The sequence below is a fragment of the Sorangium sp. So ce394 genome (genome assembly GCF_051474665.1).
GTDB classification, from domain to species: Bacteria; Myxococcota_A; Polyangia; order Polyangiales; family Polyangiaceae; genus Sorangium; species Sorangium cellulosum_D.
This window is the reverse complement of sequence record NZ_CP150339.1, coordinates 437753-456890: the sequence shown is the minus strand read 5'-3', so window position 1 is coordinate 456890 and position 19138 is coordinate 437753. Positions and strand designations below refer to the sequence as shown.

General features: G+C 71.3%; 15 protein-coding genes. 7 read left to right on the top strand and 8 right to left on the bottom strand.

Annotated elements, in window-relative coordinates:
* Positions 1-191: 191 nt before the first annotated feature.
* On the top strand, positions 192-1001 hold the full coding sequence (locus WMF33_RS01715) for a class I SAM-dependent methyltransferase (RefSeq protein WP_437335507.1): 810 nt from the start codon (positions 192-194) through the stop codon (positions 999-1001).
* Between the two features lie 81 nt (positions 1002-1082).
* Positions 1083-2387: a hypothetical protein gene (locus tag WMF33_RS01710; protein WP_437335506.1), complete on the top strand. Its 1305-nt coding sequence runs from the start codon at positions 1083-1085 to the stop codon at positions 2385-2387.
* A 392-nt stretch (positions 2388-2779) separates the two neighbouring features.
* Here the strand turns inward: WMF33_RS01710 and WMF33_RS01705 are convergent, their stop codons facing one another.
* A complete protein-coding gene (locus tag WMF33_RS01705; RefSeq protein ID WP_437335505.1) occupies positions 2780-3577 on the bottom strand; it encodes an AAC(3) family N-acetyltransferase in 798 nt (265 codons plus the stop codon).
* 614 nt (positions 3578-4191) lie between these two features.
* On the opposite strand from WMF33_RS01705, the gene WMF33_RS01700 reads away from it, so the two are divergent.
* Positions 4192-5514 carry a glycosyltransferase family 4 protein gene (locus tag WMF33_RS01700; protein WP_061626127.1) on the top strand — a complete coding sequence of 441 codons (1323 nt, stop codon included), beginning with the start codon at positions 4192-4194 and terminating at the stop codon, positions 5512-5514.
* 56 nt (positions 5515-5570) lie between these two features.
* Here the strand turns inward: WMF33_RS01700 and WMF33_RS01695 are convergent, their stop codons facing one another.
* Positions 5571-6707, bottom strand: a complete 1137-nt coding sequence (locus tag WMF33_RS01695; protein WP_437335504.1) for a glycosyltransferase — start codon at positions 6705-6707, stop codon at positions 5571-5573.
* 115 nt (positions 6708-6822) lie between these two features.
* Between WMF33_RS01695 and WMF33_RS01690 the strand changes: the two genes are divergently transcribed.
* Together WMF33_RS01690 and WMF33_RS01685 are read left to right on the top strand one after the other, a co-directional pair.
* Positions 6823-7956: a glycosyltransferase gene (locus tag WMF33_RS01690; RefSeq protein WP_061626125.1), complete on the top strand. Its 1134-nt coding sequence runs from the start codon at positions 6823-6825 to the stop codon at positions 7954-7956.
* A gap of 256 nt (positions 7957-8212) precedes the next feature.
* Positions 8213-8929: a DJ-1/PfpI family protein gene (locus tag WMF33_RS01685; RefSeq protein ID WP_437335503.1), complete on the top strand. Its 717-nt coding sequence runs from the start codon at positions 8213-8215 to the stop codon at positions 8927-8929.
* An 8-nt stretch (positions 8930-8937) separates the two neighbouring features.
* Here the strand turns inward: WMF33_RS01685 and WMF33_RS01680 are convergent, their stop codons facing one another.
* Positions 8938-10407 (bottom strand): glycosyl hydrolase family 8, encoded by a 1470-nt coding sequence (locus WMF33_RS01680; RefSeq protein ID WP_437335502.1) that lies wholly within the window; start codon positions 10405-10407, stop codon positions 8938-8940.
* Positions 10408-10879: 472 nt separating this feature from the next.
* On the opposite strand from WMF33_RS01680, the gene WMF33_RS01675 reads away from it, so the two are divergent.
* Positions 10880-11764: a LysR family transcriptional regulator gene (locus tag WMF33_RS01675; RefSeq protein ID WP_437335501.1), complete on the top strand. Its 885-nt coding sequence runs from the start codon at positions 10880-10882 to the stop codon at positions 11762-11764.
* A 344-nt stretch (positions 11765-12108) separates the two neighbouring features.
* Here WMF33_RS01675 and WMF33_RS01670 read toward each other — a convergent pair whose 3' ends face one another.
* From WMF33_RS01670 to WMF33_RS01655, 4 genes are all read right to left on the bottom strand, one after another.
* Positions 12109-13413: a hypothetical protein gene (locus WMF33_RS01670; RefSeq protein ID WP_437335500.1), complete on the bottom strand. Its 1305-nt coding sequence runs from the start codon at positions 13411-13413 to the stop codon at positions 12109-12111.
* A gap of 32 nt (positions 13414-13445) precedes the next feature.
* Positions 13446-14084, bottom strand: coding sequence for a peroxiredoxin (locus WMF33_RS01665; protein WP_061626120.1), 639 nt, complete (start codon positions 14082-14084; stop codon positions 13446-13448).
* 194 nt (positions 14085-14278) lie between these two features.
* Positions 14279-15601, bottom strand: coding sequence for a S41 family peptidase (locus WMF33_RS01660; RefSeq protein ID WP_437335499.1), 1323 nt, complete (start codon positions 15599-15601; stop codon positions 14279-14281).
* Between the two features lie 162 nt (positions 15602-15763).
* Positions 15764-16438 carry a glutathione S-transferase family protein gene (locus WMF33_RS01655; RefSeq protein ID WP_437335498.1) on the bottom strand — a complete coding sequence of 225 codons (675 nt, stop codon included), beginning with the start codon at positions 16436-16438 and terminating at the stop codon, positions 15764-15766.
* 65 nt (positions 16439-16503) lie between these two features.
* Here WMF33_RS01655 and WMF33_RS01650 point away from each other — a divergent pair, with 65 nt between their 5' ends.
* A complete protein-coding gene (locus tag WMF33_RS01650; protein WP_437335497.1) occupies positions 16504-17328 on the top strand; it encodes an AraC family transcriptional regulator in 825 nt (274 codons plus the stop codon).
* Between the two features lie 53 nt (positions 17329-17381).
* On the opposite strand, the gene WMF33_RS01645 is transcribed toward WMF33_RS01650, so the two are convergent.
* Complete coding sequence (locus tag WMF33_RS01645) at positions 17382-18905, bottom strand: S28 family serine protease (protein WP_437335496.1); 1524 nt, start codon at positions 18903-18905, stop codon at positions 17382-17384.
* Positions 18906-19138: the final 233 nt, after the last annotated feature.

The following is a 19138-nucleotide window of genomic DNA, read 5'->3' as shown; positions in this document are numbered from 1 at the left end:
GCTCGCAGCTTTCCGCGCTGGTACGCCGCGTGCCCTATGCCGGCGTCCATGGAGCGCTCCGGCGCCGCCCTCGCTGACCGGCCTCGTGCTCGCAGCGGAGCAGCGCCGGCGGCGCGGCTCGCCGTGTCGGAGCTCCTCTCATCCATCCGGAGGCCATGACCCTGGCCTGAGGCCAGGAGAGGTCCATCACCATGTCAGAACGCAAGCTCTTCTACCCGGAACGCTTCAAGACCGCCTCGCAGTACTACACGACCGGCCGCCCCACCTATCCGAAGCTGCTCAGCCGCCGCGTCGCCGAGCTGGTCGGGCTCACGCGGGACGGCAGCGTGCTCGATCTCGGGACCGGTCCGGGGTTCCTCGCGATCGACTTCGCGCCGCGCGCCCGGACGGTGACCGCGGTGGATCCGTCGCCCGAGATGCTCGCGGCCGCCAAGGCGAACGCCGCTCGAGCCGACGTCTCGATCCAGCTCGTTCAGGGCAGCTCGTACGAGCTCGGGCCGCACCTCGGCCGTTTCCACCTCGTGACCATCGGTCGCGCGTTCCACTGGATGGATCGTGTCGAGACCATCAAGTCGCTGGACGCGCTGATCGAGCGAGGCGGCGCGGTGGCGCTGTTCGGGGAGACCTACCCCGAGGTCCCGGCGAACGCGTGGCACAAGGAGTTCCAGGCGCTCATCGACAAGTACTCGACCGAGGACCCGGCGCGGCCGCAGATCCGCGAGGGCGCGAAGAACGAGGCCGTGTTGCTCGACTCCGCCTTCAGCCATCTCGAGCGGATCTCGGTCCTGGAGCAGCGAGCGACCCCCGTGGAGCGCTTCGTCGACCGCGCCCTGTCGTTCGCGGCGACCTGGCACGGCCGGCCGGGATCGCGCGAGGAGGACCTGGCCGTCGAGGTCCGCAGGGCGATCGCGAAGCACGCCGACGCGGACGGCATCGTGCGCGAGGTCCTGGAGGGGCACGCGCTGGTCGCCCGCCGCCCGCGCGAGGTGGCGTCCGACTGACCCGGCGGAGATCGACGCCGCGGGCCGTCCGCGGCGCGAGCTGGCTTGTCGCAGCGAGCGCCGGGCCGTAGACAGGCTGCGATGCGTTTTGCCGGTCGGCTGGGCCGCCTCCTCCGCGCCTGCGCAGCCGCCGCGGTCTGTCTCGCGCCGGCGGGCTGCGTCTTCTACACGCGGCTGTCGACGTACGCGCCGAGCCCCACGGCCGCCGACATCGCCGGCGGGCTCTCGGACGGCGCGCTGCGGGTCCACGCGATCACGAGCTCCCGGGCGGTCACCTCGGTGATCCGCGACGCGTTCCGCGGCTCGCGCTTCGTTTACAGCGAGGAGGTCGTCGAGGACAACTCGGCGCAGCGCGATCCGGGGCGCGACCTGTGCGCGTTGCTCGAGCGCTCGGGCGCCGAGCTGCTGCTCGTCGCCTCGGACGAGCTGGCGTTCGCCGGCGGCGCCCCGGAGCGGGAGTGCCTCCGGCGCGAGACGGTGCCGAGCGGGAAGCCGTTTCCGGAGGCGGATCCGCTGGTCAGCGTGTGCGTCGAGCACGAGGATTCCTCGACGTACGAGGCGCGCCGGGCCAGGTACGGAGAGCTCACGTCGGTGGTCCAGCTGGTCACGCCGGCGCGCTGCGAGAGGCCGCCCGCGCCGGGGGCGAGCGCGTCCGCGCTGTCCGGCACGCCCGAGCGCATCCGGGAGCAGCTCGCGGACCTGCTCCCGCGCGCGGCGGTCGTCGAGGCGCGCGGCGAGCGCGCCTGGGCGCAGGCGATCCCCGGATCCGCGCCGGGCGTGGGCGCCGAGGCCCGGGTCCCCGCGCGGGAGGGCGACGCCGCCAAGACCGGCGTCGTCACGGAGGTGACCGGGGATCGCGCCGAGGTCCGCAGCCTCTGGCCCGATCGGCCGTTCGCGCCGCAGGACGGCGTCGTCTTCGGCGGCCCGCTCTGGGGCGTCGCGTTCGTCCCGGAAGCGCGCGTATCCGTGGGCAACGCCGTCTCTGCCGGCGTCGCCCTCGAGGCGTATCGCGCGCATCACGGGCCGCTCCTCGGCCTCGGCGTTCACGGGGTCGTCGGGACGTCCGGCCCGGCCGGCGTCGGCGGCTTCGGAGGGCACCTCTACGCGGGCTACGTGCTCTGGCCGGTCCCGACGAGGCTCGGCCTGTACATGCGCGGCCATGGCGGCGTGGGCTCCGTGCGCGCGGGAGGCGACGCGGAGACGTTCGGCTTCGTGGGCCTCGCCGCGGGCGTGAAATGGCGCGTGCCGTCCATCGTCGTTATCGACGCCTCGGGCGGGTACGATCTCGGTCCCTCCGCGACGGTGTCCACCGGGGAGCCGGCGCGGACGATCGCGTTCGCATGGAGAGGGCCTGCCATGCGCCTGACGCTGGCGCTCGATCTCTAGACGAAGTCCCCAGACGAAGTCGCCGCGGCGGACCGGCGCGTTCTTCCGATACGCAGGCCAGCGCCGCGCCCGGGGAGCGTGAGCCGCAGCTTGGCCCGGAGCGCGCGAGCCGCAGCGTGGCGGTCAACGAGCGTCACCGCAATAGTTAGAAAGGCTAACTAAAGCTATCCAGCGGTATCGCGGCGCTGGCGAGGCCCCCCCGGGCGCGCCGGAGCCGGCTAACTAGTTAGTAAGCCTAACTAAATCTCTCCAGCGGAATCACGGTGCTGGCGGGGGCCCCAGCGCCGCGCCGGAGCCGGTCGAATAGTTAGTAAGTCTAACTAAATCTCTCCAGCGGAATCGCAGTGCTGGCGAGGGTCCCAGCGCCGCGCCGCGCCGCGCCGCGCCGGCCATCATGCATGCTCTCTGCGGGCCGCGTCGGCCGGCACGCTGGCGCGCGCCGCGTCGCACTCGTCGCAGCCCTCGTCGGGCGGGCAGAGGAACACGAGCGGGCTTTTCGCGAGGTGCTCGACCGCCACGGCGACGAGATCGCGTGAAGCACACAGGCGCGCGTGGGCGCTGCCCACCCTCCCCTCCTGCTGGAGCCCCCGTCCGCGCAACCAGCCATCGACGAGCCCGAACCGCCGGCAGCAATGATCCGTCTCGTGAATCATCGCGGTCCGGGCCACGCCGTCGACCTCGATCACACACGGGTGCGCGACCGAGTAGGGGACCCGCGCGATGGCCTCCGCGACGTGGAGGGTCGTGTTCTCGGCGTGCGTGACGCCGAGCAGCAGCACCTGGCCTCCGAGCTCGTGGACGCGGCCCGGGGGGCTGTCCGGCCCGTGCGGTGGCGACAGCGGCTGCGGCGCGCAGATACGCTCGGCGAAGCGGCCGGCCGCAGCGAAGGAGCCGCCAGGGTGGCCGCTGCGCAGCACGCCCGGCTGTCTCCAGAACGTCTCGGCGGTGATCCCCATGCCGCTGGTCGGCGTGGACCGGGGATCGAACACGCTCTGTCCGTCGGTCATCGTCGGCATGACGAGCGTGCCGTCGTCCCCGAGCGCGGCGCGCAAGGCGCGGATCAACCCGAGCGGCCCGCCCTCGATCGGACGCACCGCCCTGAACGACGTGTGGACGAGGAGGACGCCGCCCTGCCTCACGCCGAGGGCGAGCAGCTCGGCGACCACCCGGCTCACGCTGGGCCCATGCATCGTCCAGGCATATCATTCTTGTGCGCTATCGCGGTCGCTCCTCCCTGGAAGGGCGGTTGCCTGCCGGCGCCGAAGGCAGGGTAGACTCCGGGGGATGCGCCGCGGACTGGAAATGGACGTCCGGGCGATTCCAGCCCTGGAGGAAAGGCGGGCTCGCCCAGCGATAGCCCGCATCGGCGCGACGAGCGCATCGCGCCGGAAGCGTTCACGAAATCGATAAATTCAGCGCGCTCCGCCCACGCGCGCGCCGCTCGCGCGCATCGCCCCGGAAGCGTTCACGAAATCGATAAAATCAGGTCGCTTCCGCGCGCGCGCCTCCCGTGGTGGGCCGTGACGCGAGGCGCCTGCCGCCTCCGTCCGCCGCAATCGACGCTGACGACGCTGACGACGCTCACGACGCTCACGCGCGCCGCTTCGCACTGATTTCTTTACATTGTGCCAAAGAGCCATGTTACCTTTCCAGGTCATGGTCGCCGCTCTTCGGGCGTCGACCATGCAATCCCATCACCGGGCCGGCGCCGGAGGCTCGGATCGCTCATCACCCTGAACGTGCCGCGCGACGCGTGAGGCCTCGGTGCAACCTGCCTGCACGTCCGCGCGAGCTGGAGGTGTCTATGTCCTCGATGCGACAGATGCGTATTCTCTATTTTGCGCCTCGCGCCTGCTGGCCGCTCGACACCGGGGCCAAGCTACGCAACTGGCATTTTGTCCGGCAGCTCTCGCGGTTCGCGCGGGTGACGTACCTGAGCTTCGCCGACGACGGCGCCGTCCGTAACGGGCGGGCGCGGATGGGCGCGGCCGGCCCCGCCCCGCAGCCGATGAACGATATCGCGCAGATCACCGATCAGGTGCTCACGCTCACGCAGGAGAAGCCGAACTCCCTGGGCAAGATCCTGCGCGGCGCCGTGGGGCCGCTGCCGCTCGTCGTCCTCAATTACACGACGAGCGCCATGCGCCAGGAGCTCGCGCGTGTCCTCGACGAAGGGCAGTTCGACGCCGTGCAGGTCGAGAGCGTCCACCTCGCCGGGTATCTGCCCTTGCTGCGGGCGGCGCGCAATCGGCCGCTGCTCCTCTGCGACTGGCACAACATCGAGTCGGAGGTGCTCTCCCGCTACAGCCAGAACGCGCCCGATCGCCTCCGCGGGCTCGCGGCGTTCGCGCTGGCGTCGCAGCTCGCCGGGTTCGAGCGCAAGGTGCTGGAGCAGTTCGACGCGCACCTCACGGTCAGCGAGCGGGATCGCCAGAAGCTCCTCGCGCTCCGCCCCGGCCTGCGCGCCTTCGCCGTCGACAACGGCGTCCACGTGGACGAATTCGCGGGCGCGGGCGGCGCTGCGTCCGGGCCACGCCGCCGCATCGTCTTCGTCGGCTCGATGGATTATCGCCCGAACGCGCAGGCGATCGTCGCCTTCGCGCGCGATCTCTGGCCCGCCATCCGCGCCGCGCGGCCCGCGTGGCGCCTCACCGTGGTCGGCAGGAACCCAGGGCCGGAGGTGCGCGCGCTCGGCGCGCTGCCCGGCGTGGAGGTGACCGGGACCGTGCCCGACGTGCGGCCCTACTATGCCGACGCGCTCGCGTCCGTGGTGCCGCTGCGCATCGGGGGTGGGTCGCGGCTGAAGATCCTGGAGGCGCTCGCGGCCGGCGTGCCCGTCGTCTCCACCGAGCTCGGCGCGGAGGGGCTCGCGCTGCGCGACCGCGAGCACGCGCTCATCACCCGAAGCCCCGAGGCGATCGGCGGCGCGCTCCTCGAGCTCGACGCCGATCCGGCGCTCAGGGCGCGCCTTTGCGCGGCCGGCCGGGCGCTCGTCCAGAGCAGGTACGACTGGACCGTGGTGGGCGACACGCTCGCCCGCATCTACCAGCAGCTCCACCAGCAGCGCCGCGGCGCCCCGGAAGCGCTCGCGCCCGCGGCCGCGAGCCTCGCCGCGCCTGCCTGCTGACCCGGGCCGCCCGGGAGGTCTGCCGCCCTCCGCGGGAGGCCCGCCGCCCGCGCCGATCAGGCCCCCGCGGCGGCGCCGGTCGCCGCGGCGCCGGTCGCCGCGGCGATGGCCTCGAGCCACGCGTCGGCCTGCCGCTCCGCCGTGAACCGCGACAGGAGCCGCGCCCGGGCGCGCGTCGCCCGCGCCCCCGCCTCCTCCGGCCGCCCCAGCGCGTCGAGCAGCGCCCGCGCCAGCGCGCCCGGCTGCCCGGGCGGGACGAGCCACCCCGTCTCGCCGTCCAGCACGAGCTCCGGCACGCCGCCGACCGCGCTCGCGACGACCGGCGTCCCGTAGGCGAACGCCTCCAGCACCACGTTCGGCAGCCCCTCGGTGCGCGACGGCAGCGCCAGCACGTCGAGCGCCCCGATGAGCTGCGCGCCGTCCCGGCGCAGGCCGAGCAGCCGCGCGCGGTCGCCGAGCCCCCGCGCCGCCACCTCCGCCCGCACCGCGGCCTCGTCCGGCCCGTCCCCGACCAGCACGAGCGCGGCACGCGGGTCCGCGCGCGCCACCGCCGCGAACGCCTCCACGAGCGAGCGCTGCCCCTTCTCGGGGCTGATCCGCCCCACCGCGCCGACGAGCCGGGCCGACGCGTCGAGCCCGAGCTCCGCGAGCAGCCGCGCGCGGGGGACCGGCGGCGGCATCCGATCCAGATCGATCGCGTTCGGCACGTGGAAGATCCGCGCCTCGCTCACCCCGCACGCCCGCACCGCCGCGCGCTGCGCCTCGGACACGACCACGACCCCGTCATGCCAGCGCAGGGTCCGGCGATCGGCCCACTCGAAGAGCCGCACCTTCAGGTCCTCGCCCGTCCACCCGCGCGCCACCGCCAGCACCCGCGGCGCGCCGCGCCCGCGCAGCCCGAGCGCCAGGAGGTCCGCCTTGTACCCCACCGTGCACACCACGTCGGGCCGGAGCCGCGCCGCGATCGCGCGGAGCCGCCGCGCCCCCTCGAGCAGGTCGTAGCCCCGCTCCAGCGCGAGCGGCTCGGCCTCGAACCCCTCCGCGCGCGCCCCCACCACGAGCGGGTTGTCCGCGACCTTCGCCTCCCGGTGCGGGATCACGGCGAACGAGACCTCGCACGCGCCGCGATCGCGCAGGATCCTCGCCGCTTGCACGGTCTGCCGCTCCGGGCCGCCCCAGAAGCGACAAGGCATCAGGTGAAGGAGCCGGAGCCGCCGCAGAGCCTCCGCTCTACACGATCGCCGCGCGCGCCGCACCTGGTTTACCCGTCGCCGGGGCGCCGTGGTACGAGCGCGGGAGGCGGGCCCTATGCGGAAGATCAGCGTGTGCACGGTGGTCATCAACCTCGACGTCGGGGGCCTCGAGAAGGTCGCCGTCAGCCTCCTGAACGGCCTCGATCGCGCCCGCTTCGACCCGTCGCTCATCTGCCTGGACGCCCCCGGCAAGCTCTTCGATCAGGTCGACCTCCCGCCCGAGCGGAGGCTCGTCCTGCGGCGGCGCCCGCGGCTCAACCTCGGCTTCGCCCGCGTCGATCCCGAGCTGCCCCTCGCGATCCGCGGCTTCCTGCGCGACGTGCGGGCGGACGTCCTGCACGTCCACAACTTCGCCCCGCTCATCTTCGGCGGCGTCTCGTCGCGCCTGCTCCTGCCGCGGCCGCGCGTCGTCTACTCGGAGCACAACGAGATCAACAGCGCGAGCCCCCGCTCGCTGCGCAAATTCAGAGTTTACGTGCGGCTCGCCGACGCGATCATCGCGGTCTCCGGCGATCTGGCCACCAAGCTCCGGCGCGATCTCGGCGTCCGGCGGCCCGTCCACGTGATCCGCAACGGCATCGACGGCGCGCGCGTCCGCGCCGGCCGCCGCGACCGCCTCCGCGCCGAGCTGCGGTTGCCCGAGGACGCGCGCGTGCTCGGCACGGTCGCGGTGCTGTCGCGCCAGAAGGGCATCGACGTCCTGCTCGACGCCGCGGGCGAGGTCCTCGGCCGCGACCCGCGCGCGCACGTGGTGATCGCCGGCGACGGGCCGGCCCGGGCCGACCTCGAGGCCCGGCGCGCCGGCATGGCGGCGCGGGAGCGCGTGCACTTCCTCGGGCTGCGCAGCGACGTACCCGACGTGATGGCCGGCCTCGACGCCTATGTCCTCTCGTCCCGCTGGGAGGGGCTCCCGCTCGCGGTCCTCGAGGCCATGGCCGCCGGAAAGCCGATCGTCGCGACCCGCGTCGGCGGCGTGCCGGAGGCGATCGAGGACGGCGCCGGCGGCTACCTCGTCGCCCCCGAGGACCCCCGGGCGCTCGCGGATCGGCTCCTCGCGCTGCTGTCCGATCCGGCGGCCGCAGCCGCGATGGGCGCGCGCAACGCGCAGGCGTTCGACGCGCGCTTCAGCCTCGGGGCGATGCTCGCGGCGCACGAGCGGCTGTTCACCGAGATCGCGCCGGCGCGATAGCGGCGCCGCGCGTCTCTGCCCGGGGCACGCGGCGACTCGGCGACTCGGCGCCTCAAGGCGTTTGGCAGGAAATGCAGGCACGTTGTCGTCATTGCCATGCGCGCGACGGATAGCGTTATCGCGTGCACCGCCCCCCACCGATCGAAGAGCGCTCCCGCGTCGCGCCGGAGGACGATCGGCCGCGCTTCGGTCGATCGTGATCGGACGCGCTCGGGACGGTCAACGGATGAACGAACGAAAGGAAGAGGGACGAGAGATGACCGAAACGCATGAGCTCAAGATGCCCGCTCCGCAGCCGCCGCTCCAGATCGGCATGGTGCTCTATCCGGGTCTCACGACGCTGGATCTGATCGGTCCGCAGAACGTGCTGGCCGTTCACGCGGAGACCCACCTGCTCTGGAAGACGCGCGCCCTGGTCACGTCCGACACCGGGGTCTCCATCCAGCCGACCGCGACCTTCAGCGACTGTCCGGACGACCTCGACATCCTGTTCGTGCCGGGCGGCATCGGCACGACCGAGGCGATGGCGGACCGGGAGATCCTTCAATTTCTGAGGGACCGAGGCCCTCGGTCCAGGTACGTGACCTCCGTGTGCACGGGATCGCTGATCCTGGCCGCAGCAGGGTTGATGCAAGGATACAAGGCCACGACGCATTGGGCCATGCGCCACATCCTCGAGGCGTTCGGCGTGGAGTGCGTCCATGCGCGCGTGGTGGTCGATCGCAACCGGATCTCGGGCGGCGGGGTGACCGCAGGCATCGATTTCGGGCTGACGCTCCTCGCGCTGCTGCGCGGGGAGGACACCGCGAAGATGACGCAGCTGATGCTGGAATACGACCCCGCCCCGCCGTTCCGCGCTGGAACGCCGGAAGCAGCCGGGCCCGAGCTGACCCAGCGTCTCGTGAGCTTTCTCGAGCCGCACGAGCAGGCGATGCGGAAGGTCGCTGCAGAGATGAGCAGCAGGGCGAGCTGACTGCCGAGCTAGCGCTTGCCAGCAGCCGCCGCAGCCGCCGCAGCCGCCGCGGGCTGCGCTTGCGGCATGATGACGCGGAATTTCCCGCTCAAGTGCAGCAGGGACATCGTGTACAGCATGCCGTCGTAGTACCGCCACTTGCCGGTCGGCGGCTCGCGCGAATACACGTCTTTGACGAAGCGCCAGCCCCGCGGCTGGCTCGCAGCCAGCGCCGCGACGCCGTTCATCGCCACGAGCCCGAGCGACCCGTGGTCGACGATGGGCTTGCCGTCGAGGGTGAAGTTGGCCTTGTACTCGGGGCCTTGCGAGTCGAAGAACGCGAGGATGCGATCGCTCAGCTCGGTCTGCCGCGGATCCTTCGCCCACCACGCCGCATCCACGGCCCAGTTCATCGCGGTGCGGAACGCGTCGTAACGGAAGTTGGCGGTCCCCGCGTCCCAGGAGGCAGCCTTGGGGGTGCCGTCGAAGTTGGCGTAATCCGGGGCGAGCCCGGTCTTCGGGTGCGTCGTCTTGACGAAGAAATCGCGGCTCACCTTGGCCGCGTCGGCCCAGAACGCGCGATCCGCCTCGGGGCCCCAGGCCGCCCAGAGCTCGTAGAACGCGGGCAGGTGATACGACGGATCGGTGTGATCGCCGTTCTTCGCGAAGTTGTCCGCATCGGGCGTGAACCGCACCATCTTGTGCTCGGGATTGAAGAGCGCGTGCAGCGTGGTCTTGCGCTTGTTCGCGTTGACCGCGCCCGCGATGGCCTTGCGGTTCTTCATCGCGTCGAGCAGGCCCAGGGCCTCCTTCCGGTAGTCATAAATCCCCTTGCCGTTCCCCCAGCGGTGGGACGCGAAGAAGAGCGCCGTCGCGAAATACTCTTCCGCGTCGGGAGCGGGATTCTCATCGATGGCCGTGCCGTCCGGGCGCATCTGCCACGAGAAATAGCCGAAGCCGGGGTGACGCTGATCCGCGTGGTACATGTGAGACTTGGCCCAGTTCCACAGGGCATCGAAGTCGTCTTTTCGATCGACCTGAACGGCGATCATCATGCCGTACGACATCCCTTCGGAGCGGACGTCGTTATTGCCGATGTCCATGATGTACGCCTTGGGGCCGTTCGCGTTCTTCCCCGCCGCGAACATGACGGCTTCTTCCTTGGGGTCGCCGTGGAACAGCTGGGTGTACGCCTTCGTGATCTTGGCGTCGATCTCGGCCGGCTTGTGGCCCAGCTCCGCGAACAGGTTGCGATACTCGCCCGTGAAGTACGCTCCCTTGGCCGCGGGCCGCAGCGCGGGCCCCTGGGGCGCAGGCTCCGCCGCCGGGGGCGCCTCCGCCGCGCCGGTCTGGCTCGAGGTGCTGGCAGGCGCGGCGCTGCTGGCCTGATCGACCGCGCTCGCCTGAGCGGGCGAGCCGACCTGGCTGCCCTGGTTGCTGGGCGCGCAGGCGAGCACCGTGAACGCAAACCACGACGATGCGACCGGAAACGTTAGCATTCGCAAGTTCATCACTGTCCTCATTGACGAGCTCGCGTCCTAGCGGAGACGTGCTCGGCGTGAACATCGTTGGCGAGTTCACGTGTGTTATGCTCGCGAGGTCGGGTCCCTAGATGGAGCGGCGCAGGACGCCGCGGTCTGGATGACGCCGCGGAGGAGGAAGGAATTCCAACCGCTTCCAGGCGTCAAGCCCCAACTGCGGAGCCCGCCTCGGGCTGGCAGAGCCTCCTTCAAGGCGGTCCGGCCCTTCTGGAAAATTGGCGCTATATCAAGAACTTAGCCGTGTGTCGAAGAGGCGGCCTCGACTCCACGGCCCGCGGGAGCTCGTCCGAACGGCCAGGGTTCACCTCGAACCATGCCGCCGTCGAGCTCTCGGGGGAGCGCTCGGTGGGCGGGGATGCGTTCGGTCGGACGCGTACAATGACCGCGGGTGGCCCGCCGTGGGCCGCGTTCCGGCCGACGAGGGGACCCGATGGATCTCGAGGAGCTGCAAGCCTTCCTGCACGTCGTCAAGCAAGGCTCGTTTCACGCCGCCGCCGAGGTGACCGGCACGCCGCGCACGACGCTCCGGCGCCGCGTGGAGTCCCTGCAAGCGCGCTCCGGCGTTCCCCTCCTGGAGAGCAGCCGGCAGGGCGTCGTGCTCACCGAGGCGGGGCGCGCGCTGGCGGACCGGGGGCAAGCGATGGTCGAGGAGGCGAGCGCGCTGATCTCGTCGATTCGCGAGATGGGGCGCGAGCCCTCGGGGCTCTTGCGCCTGGTCCTGCCCGTGGGCCTGCCGCCGCACCTCATGGCGCCGATCTTCGCCTCGATCCGGAGCACGTACCCGCGATTGCGCCTCTCTTACGAGTTCAGCAACGACCCGCTCTCCGAGTCGCTCGTCGACGTCGACGTCGCCGTGCATTTCGGCGAGGGCGCGCCGCGAGGGCCCTGGCTCTCGCTCGTGATCCTGCGCGTTCAAGAGCGGCTGTGCGCGAGCAAGGAATACCTCGCGCGGCGGGGGACGCCGGCCTCGATCGACGACCTCGCCCGCCACGAGCTCCTCTCCTGGCGAGCGCCGGGCGAGGACGCGTCCGCGTGGCCCACCCGCAACGGGGGGAAATTCCCGGTGGAGCCGGCCTTGCTCGCGACCGACATCCACCTCGTCCGGCACTGCTGCCTGGCCGGGCTGGGCATCGCGCTCATCCCGGACGCGATGATCGATGAGCCCACCGGCGACGAGCTCGTCACGGTCCTGCCGGCGCTCGTGGGCCGCGAGCTGGCCGTGCGGGTGACGGTGCCGGAGGCGCTGGCCGAGATACCGAAGGTGAAGATGGTGCTGACGCACGTGCGGAGGTTCCTCCGCGAGGTGACCGGCTGACCGGGGAGACAAGGCGGTACGCAAGCTGGGTGTGGCTGGCGAACCGAGGATCTTTCGCGTACGTCGCGACCGTCGGGTACGCCGGGCCCATGTTCCCGTGGAGCACGGTCGGATCTGCGTCGAGGCGAGTGAACGGCTTCAACCAGAATTCAGCGGTGGCTGATACGGGCCTGACGCGCAGCCTGCCGCACAAGAAAGCACCAGCGAGCGCTGATCTTCGAGAGGCCCGAGCTGGAGCTTCCTTCTCTCGGCGAGGCCAGAGAGAGAGCGCCGAAGTTTCGTCTGCACCGCGTCTTCTCCTCAGGTGTCGAGAATTCGGGTTCCCTGGCCGGGCGCACCGGCCACTACCCCTCGTCCGGCAGGTACAGCTTCACGTCGTCGAACTCGGCGGTGCCCTCGTAATAGTTGATGTGCGGGTCGCCGAAGAAGAAGTGATCCGGGTACGCCGACCCCGCCGGCCAGGTCTCGAACGGCTCGCCGAAGTCGACTGTCTCGTTATGGACCTGGCCCGCGAGCTCGTCGGGGCGCTGGTTGAAATGCCACGTCACCGGCGGCTCGCGAAACCCCCGCCGCGCCGCGTACGTCGTGAGGCCGCCGTGGTGGAACCTGCCCGCCGCGGACATCGCATACCCATCACCGTCGCGCTCGACGGTGAACACATAGGTCTCTTTGTCGAGGTACTTGTCCACGAAGACGGGGCCGTCCTTCCACCCGCCGGCCGTGTACGACGTGAACCCGTTGCCCGTCCAGGGGCTCCCGAACGCGTCGCCGCGGAGCCAGATCATGCTCACATACCGCGAGCCGTCCGGCTCGGCGCGGCCGGTCACCGGGTTCCAGATCTCCGACCAGGGGCCGTCGTCGCCGAAGTTGCTGTCGGTGTCCATCACGACCTTCCGGTGATGATGGATGAAGACGTTGTTGTGAGGCGCCGGCCGCGCGTAATCGGTGATGCAGAGAAAGTAAACGCCGTTTCCGAAGGTGGCGGACAGCGGCTTCGCGCTCCGATCGGTGAACCGCCACGGGTCGGCCACCTCGTCCCCGTCGTAGCCGTTGATCTTGCCGCCGTGCGTCCAGCTGCCCTCGCGCTGGCCGCCGAAGTCGATGTTGGAGACCGTCACCTCGACGCGGTACCGCGCCGGCAGGGGCGCGGTCGAGCGGAGGATCGCGCCGTCGTAATGGCGGGTCGAGACGAGCCTCGCCTTGCCGGAGGCCGCCTCGAAGCGGCCGCCCGTCTCGGGCACGCCGTCGCGGTCGCTGTCCCGGCCGTACAGCTCGACCGTGAGCCAGCCTCCCTCGCCGTACGTGAAGGACTTCCGGAACGAGCGGAACCTCCGCAGGCCCTCGCGGAACGCCTCGCCGCCGCGCGCGGCGAAGAACGCGCCGTCGTCGTCGAAGACGTCGACGTGGTAGGGGCTCGCGTCGCCGTACGGGTCCTCGGTCCACGCCGCCGGCTCCTGGAAGGGGGCATCGAAGGTCTCGTGGTGCACGAGCCGCCATCCGCGGCCGGCGGCCGACGCCGCCGGCTTCGGGGCGTCGCCGGTCGCGCCGAGCGTGTCGCGCGCCGGCGCGCGCGAGCACGCCGCGAGCGTCACGGCGAGCGCCGCGAGCGTCACGGCGAGCGCCGCGAGGGGCCGCGTCGCGGATCGCATGCAGTCCTCAGCGCTCGCCGCGCCGCGCCGCCTCAGCGGTTCGGCTGCGGGGTGAGGCGCAGGTACGGGCGAACGGCGTTGTAGCCCTTGGGGAACTTCTGCTTGAGGACCTCGGGATCCTGGAGCGAGGGGACGATCACCACGTCATCGCCGTCCTTCCAGTTCGCGGGCGTCGCCACGGAGTGGCTGTCCGTGAGCTGCAGCGAGTCGATGAGGCGCAGGATCTCGTCGAAGTTGCGCCCGGTGCTCGCGGGATAGGTGAACGTCGCGCGGATCTTCTTGTTCGGATCGATGACGAACACCGACCGGACCGTGAGCGTGTCGTTCGCCTGCGGGTGGATCATCCCGTACAGGGAGGACACCTTCCGGTCCACGTCGGCGAGGATCGGGTAGTTCAGCTTCGTGCGCTGCGTCTCCTCGATATCGACGGACCAGCGCTTGTGCGAGTCGACGTCGTCGACGCTCAGGGCGATGGGCTTGACGCCGCGCTTGTCGAACTCCGCCTTGAGGTTGGCGACCGCGCCGAGCTCAGTCGTGCAGACCGGGGTGAAGTCCTTCGGGTGCGAGAACAGGATCACCCACGAATTCCCGGCCCACTCGTGGAACCGGATGGTCCCGTGCGTGGACGCTTGCTCGAAGTCGGGCGCGATGCTTCCGAGTTGCAGGCTCATGACAGTCCCTCCTGGCCGCGGGCCAAATGTCCGCTATGGCGGAGGAATGTCCGCCAAGCCGCGCAGCGTGTCAAGCCGGTCGCTGCCGTCTTTTGCGTGGGCGGGCGGCGCCGGCGGGGGCAGCCGTACGGGCCCTGGGTCGGCGCGCGGGAATTCTGGTGAGGGCGCGGGAATCCGGTGAGGGCGAGATCGCCTCAGAGCGCGCCGACCTCGCGCCGGAGGCCGTCCCAGGGGATCTCCGGCGGCGGGGCGGCGCGCCGTTCGCTTGCCTCGGCCGGCTGCGCCGGGGTGGAGCAAGCGCCGTGCTGCAGCAGGTGGAGGGCCTCTGCGAGGCAAGCCTCGTCCTCGTCGCCGAGCTCCGCCTCGAGCGTGTCGGTGACGGGGCAGTCGGGGGCGAAGCCGTCGTAGAAGTCGCCCTCTTGCTTCGCGTTGAGCACCCGGAACGAGATCGGGTGCACGATCTTGTCGCAATAGTCCCACCCGTGCATACCGACGGGCTTGCCGTGCGTCGTCGAGCCGACGATCTTGACGTCGATGTAGGCGCGCAGGCTGTTGATCAGCGTCTCGCTCGCGGAGGCCGTGCCGCCGGTGGTGATGACGACCAGCCGGGACAGGGAGAGCGCCGGCTGGTCGAGGTCCTCGAACGAAGCCCGCTTGTCCCACGTGACGTGCCTGTCGTTGTGCGCGGTGATGTCGAGCAGCGCGCCTTTGTCCGCGGGCCGGTGGATCAGGCTCGCGAGATGCCGCTCGACGGCGAGGCGCCCGCCGCCGTTGTAGCGCAGATCGAGGACGAGCTCGTCGATGTGGTTGGCCCGGAACATCGCGAAGGCGTCGTCGAGCTCTTTCGCGGTGGGCTCGATGAACGTGGTGAGCATGAGGTAACCCACCGTCGCGGACCCCGCCTGCAGGATCCGCGGGCTCATCACCGTGGTGACGCCGTGCACCGCCTTCCGGACGGCGACGGTGAAGACCTCCTTGCCCGCGCGCTCGATCGTCAGCGAGATCTCGTGTCCTTCCTCGTCGGGGCCCGTCACCTCCGACCAGAGGTTGTCGTTCGCCACCTGCTCGACGTCGATCCCGTTGATCGCCAGCACCCTGTCGCCGCGCCGCAGGCCGGCCGCTCCGGCGGGCGAGGCGGGGTGGACCAGCGCGAGCCGGAGGCTGCCCTGCGGGTCGAAGCTCCACCGGTAGCCGAGCCCGAGGGTCTGCCCCTCCCGGAAATAAGCCTCGTAATCGCTCTTGCTCGAGATGTAGCTCCACCGGTCCCGCGACGGGTCGACGAGATCCCGGAGCAGCGCCTCGGGCGAGGGGTAGGACCGGGGATCGAGGTCCGGCACGCGGTCGTACCAGAGGTAGGCGTCCCGCATCAGGTCGAAGAGGAACTGGTTCTGTCCCGGCGTCGAACAGTCGTCCGCGTCGGGCTCCGCGGCGTCTGAAGCGGTGCAGCCTCCGGTCATGGAGGCCGCCAGCGCGAGGGTGCATGTGGAGAGGACCGCAACAAGCTTCGAAGCGACCATGCCGCCCAGCTCATCACGAAGGCAAGGGGCGGGCAATGCCGATGTGGGGACCGGATCGCGCCCAGCGCCGCATGGCTCGCGCTCGTCCCGACGCGGACGAGCTGGGCGGCGAGGCTCGCTCGCGCGCTGTGCGCCGGCGCGCCGGCGCCGACCGCCGGCGGGTCAGCTCGCTTGCGCCGCCGCCGCGACCGCCGCCTCGTGCGCCGCGGCGAGCTGCGCGTCGTCGGCCGTGACCCGCGCGAACGACGGCCGGCTGCAGATCCGGGCGACGTAGGCGGCGATCTCCGGCAGCTCGGGGATGAGCTTGAACTGCGTCATCCACCGGAGCGCCCCACCCCAGAGGATGTCGGCCGCGGAGAACCGCTCGCCGAGCAGGTAGGGGCCCTGTCGGAGCGCCTCCACGAGCGTGCCGAACATCGTGTCGTAGTCGCCATAAGGCGAGATGGCCGGCGGCGCGGGCTCGCGCTTCATCGCGCGATCGGTCATGGCCGGCTCGAAGCAAGACCCGTAGTAGACGAGCCAGCGGAGGTAGGGGCCTCGCTGCGGATCGCGGGGGGCCGGGGCAAGGCCCGCTTCCGGGAAGAGGTCGGCGAGGTAGATGAAGATCGCGACCTGCTCGGTGACGAGCGCGCCGTCGTGCACGATGGCGGGGACCTTCCCGAGCGGGTTCACCGCGAGGTAGGGCGCCTTGCGCTGTTCGCCGGCCTTCATGTTGAGGACGCGCAGCTCGTGCGGCGCGCCGAGCTCGTCGAGGAGGATGCGCGTGCCTGACGCGCGCGTGTGCGGTGAATGATAGAAGACGAGGTTCCCCCGCGTGGGCGTGGTCGAATCAGCCATGTCGTGCCTCCGGGCCGGACCCTACTGCCCGGGATGGGCCCCGTATTGTAAAAGAGCGCCACGCGATGAGCTCGAGCATCCCCCCCGGAGGCCGCACCCTCGGCATCCTGAACCCCGCGGCGGGGTTCAGGCGCTTCGAGCTGCGCCGCCACGCGCCCGCGCCCGATCTGGCCGCGCTCGTCGACTGGCACTGGGTCGTCCGGTGGTCGCTCCCCGCGCCGTTCGAGCAGGAGATCCTGCCGCACCCCTGCGTCAACCTGGCGATCCAGGTGAACGGGTCGATCGTGAACGGGCTCGGGACGCGGCGCGAGGTCTCCCGGCTCGAGGGGACGGGGCGCGTCGTGGCCACGAAGTTCAAGCCGGGGGGCTTCTTCCCGTTCGCGCGCTGTCCGATGCGCCGGCTGGTCGATCGGGCCGTCCCGCTCGCGGAGGTGTTCGGTGACGCGGCGAACGCGCTGGAGCGCGAGGTGCTCGATCAACCGGACGACCTCCTCGGGGTCCGGGCGATCGAGGCGCTCCTCCGGGCGCACAGGGGTCCTTCGGATCCGGGGCTCGACGAGGCCATGACGCTCGCCGCGCGCGCGCAAGGGGATCGCGACGTCCACCGCGCCGAGGATCTCGCGCGGATCGCGGGGGTCTCGGTCCGCACGCTGCACCGCGCGTTCGAGCGGTACATCGGGGTCGGGCCCAAATGGATCATCCGGCGATCCCGGGTCCAGGAGGCCGCGGAGCGCGTGGCGTCGGGGGCGTCGGTGGCGTGGGCGGCGCTCGCGACCGAGCTCGGGTATCACGATCAGGCGCACTTGATCCGCGATTTCAAGGCGCAGGTCGGGTTCACGCCCGCCGCCTACGCGGCGCGGTGCGCGGCGGCGTCGGCGGCGCGTGGATGACGCCGTGGGAGGAGCGATGGGAGAGGTCTTGTCGTTGGGCGACGCAGCGCTCTCTAGTCGCGCGTCATCCAGCGACGGCCTCGGAGCAGGGGCCGCAGCGCCGACGGGTCGCGGTGGGTCGGCGCGACGCCCGTCCAGGATTCGAGCGCGCCGAGGGCGAGCGCCTGGTCGGCCGGCGCGAGCGAGAGGATGACGGCGCCGTGGGTGCCGCCAGGCGCGATGAAACGGTGGGAGTCGCGGGCGGCGCCGATGTCGAAGGCGGCGGCGGTGTACGGATCGTTCTCGCCGTAGATGAACAGCAGCCGTTCGCCCTCGGTGGTGAGCCAGGCGGAGATGTCCTGCATCGCCCTGGGATCGAAGAGCGGGGTCTTGCCGGGCCCGGCCTCGACGAACGAGGTGGGCACGTTCGCGCCGGGGTAGAGGAGCAGATCGGCGATGTGCTCCTCCGCGAAGCTCGGATAGCCCAGCTCTGCTGCGGCTTGCCAGTAGTACGGCTCCATGGCGAAGAGGTAGGGGTCGGACCAGAGGCGGGGGGCGTTCGCCTCGTCGAGGAAGGCCCAGACGGCGGCGTCGTCCGAGGCGGAGGTGGGGACGCGGGCGCAGAAGCTCGAGTCCTTGTATTGCCAGAGGGAGAAGACGGACTCGATGACGGCGATGTCCAGGGCCCTGTCGATGCCGAGGAGGTCATAGGTGACGCCGAGCTCGGCGGCCTCGGCTTCCATGAGGTCGAGCATGGCGGGGCGGCGCAGCAGCACCTCGCGCTGGAAGTGCTGGAGGGCCTGCCGGCATGCGGGGTCGCCGCGCTCTGCCACGAAGTCGAGGTAGCGCGGGTCGGAGACGCCGGCGCTGTGCGGGGCCACGTACGCGACGGTGCCGTCGACGTCGGCGGGGTAGAAGCGGCGATGGTAGATCGCGGTCATGCCGCTTTTGCTGGCGCCGGTGGAGATCCAGCGGCCCTCGTAGAGCGGGCGGAGCGACGCGATGACGCGGTGGAGGTCGGCGGCGGCCTGCTCGATGGTGAGCAGCGACCAGTCCGCGGGCGCGGGGCGAGAGGGGGTGAAGAAGCGGTGCTCGACGCGGATCTGGTTGGCGGCGAGCAGCTCGGCGGGCTCGTCGAGCCACTGCGCGTCGGGGTAGAGGTTGTAACCCTCGGTGACGAGGACGACGGGGGCGGCGGGATCGCGGTGGTGCAGGAGGAGGCGCTGCTGGAACCGCGCGGCGTCGGGGTGGTCGTGGTCGGCGGGCTGGTCGAGCTCCAGGACGAAGTAGCGGTAGCCCGGGAGGGTCGAGTCGTGCTCGACGGCGGTGAGGCCGTCGAGGGCGTGGAGCTGATCGAGGAGGTCGCGCGAGGCGGTGGGGCCGGTGGGGCCGGTGGGGCCGCCGGTGCCGGTGGGGCCGGTGGGGCCGCCGGTGCCGCCGGTGCCGCCGGTGCCGCCGGTGCCGTCGCCGGTGCCGCCCTCCCCCTGAGAGCCCGCGCTGCCGGTGCCACCGCCCGCGCCAGCTGCACCGCCATCACCGCCACTGCCCTCGGACGGCCGGCCGCTGCCGTCGTCGTCTCCACACGCGGCAGCCGCCAAGGCGGACAGGGTGACAGCAAACCATGTAGCAAAAAGAATGCGCATGTCGGACGCAGGCTACATGAACCGGCGCTCGACTCCTCCGGATTTGACAATAAAATCGCGCAGTTGTGGCTGATCTAACGGGGCATACCCGACCGGGGTTGAGCTCCCGGGATGCCGCATTCTTCCGACCCTGCCGCATTCTTCCGACCCAGGTTGCGCTGACCCGCTCGGGATTGGGCATTTTGTAT

What these genes read in the sequence shown, in the direction of transcription:
- WMF33_RS01655 (WP_437335498.1), bottom strand. Translation starts at nt 16,438, where the DNA reads ATGGCTGATTCGACCACGCCCACGCGGGGGAACCTCGTCTTCTATCAT.
- WMF33_RS01700 (WP_061626127.1), top strand. Translation starts at nt 4,192, where the DNA reads ATGTCCTCGATGCGACAGATGCGTATTCTCTATTTTGCGCCTCGCGCC.
- WMF33_RS01650 (WP_437335497.1), top strand. Translation starts at nt 16,504, where the DNA reads ATGAGCTCGAGCATCCCCCCCGGAGGCCGCACCCTCGGCATCCTGAAC.
- WMF33_RS01710 (WP_437335506.1), top strand. Translation starts at nt 1,083, where the DNA reads ATGCGTTTTGCCGGTCGGCTGGGCCGCCTCCTCCGCGCCTGCGCAGCC.
- WMF33_RS01705 (WP_437335505.1), bottom strand. Translation starts at nt 3,577, where the DNA reads ATGCATGGGCCCAGCGTGAGCCGGGTGGTCGCCGAGCTGCTCGCCCTC.
- WMF33_RS01665 (WP_061626120.1), bottom strand. Translation starts at nt 14,084, where the DNA reads ATGAGCCTGCAACTCGGAAGCATCGCGCCCGACTTCGAGCAAGCGTCC.
- WMF33_RS01680 (WP_437335502.1), bottom strand. Translation starts at nt 10,407, where the DNA reads ATGCTAACGTTTCCGGTCGCATCGTCGTGGTTTGCGTTCACGGTGCTC.
- WMF33_RS01690 (WP_061626125.1), top strand. Translation starts at nt 6,823, where the DNA reads ATGCGGAAGATCAGCGTGTGCACGGTGGTCATCAACCTCGACGTCGGG.
- WMF33_RS01695 (WP_437335504.1), bottom strand. Translation starts at nt 6,707, where the DNA reads ATGCCTTGTCGCTTCTGGGGCGGCCCGGAGCGGCAGACCGTGCAAGCG.
- WMF33_RS01660 (WP_437335499.1), bottom strand. Translation starts at nt 15,601, where the DNA reads ATGGTCGCTTCGAAGCTTGTTGCGGTCCTCTCCACATGCACCCTCGCG.
- WMF33_RS01670 (WP_437335500.1), bottom strand. Translation starts at nt 13,413, where the DNA reads ATGCGATCCGCGACGCGGCCCCTCGCGGCGCTCGCCGTGACGCTCGCG.
- WMF33_RS01675 (WP_437335501.1), top strand. Translation starts at nt 10,880, where the DNA reads ATGGATCTCGAGGAGCTGCAAGCCTTCCTGCACGTCGTCAAGCAAGGC.
- WMF33_RS01685 (WP_437335503.1), top strand. Translation starts at nt 8,213, where the DNA reads ATGACCGAAACGCATGAGCTCAAGATGCCCGCTCCGCAGCCGCCGCTC.
- WMF33_RS01715 (WP_437335507.1), top strand. Translation starts at nt 192, where the DNA reads ATGTCAGAACGCAAGCTCTTCTACCCGGAACGCTTCAAGACCGCCTCG.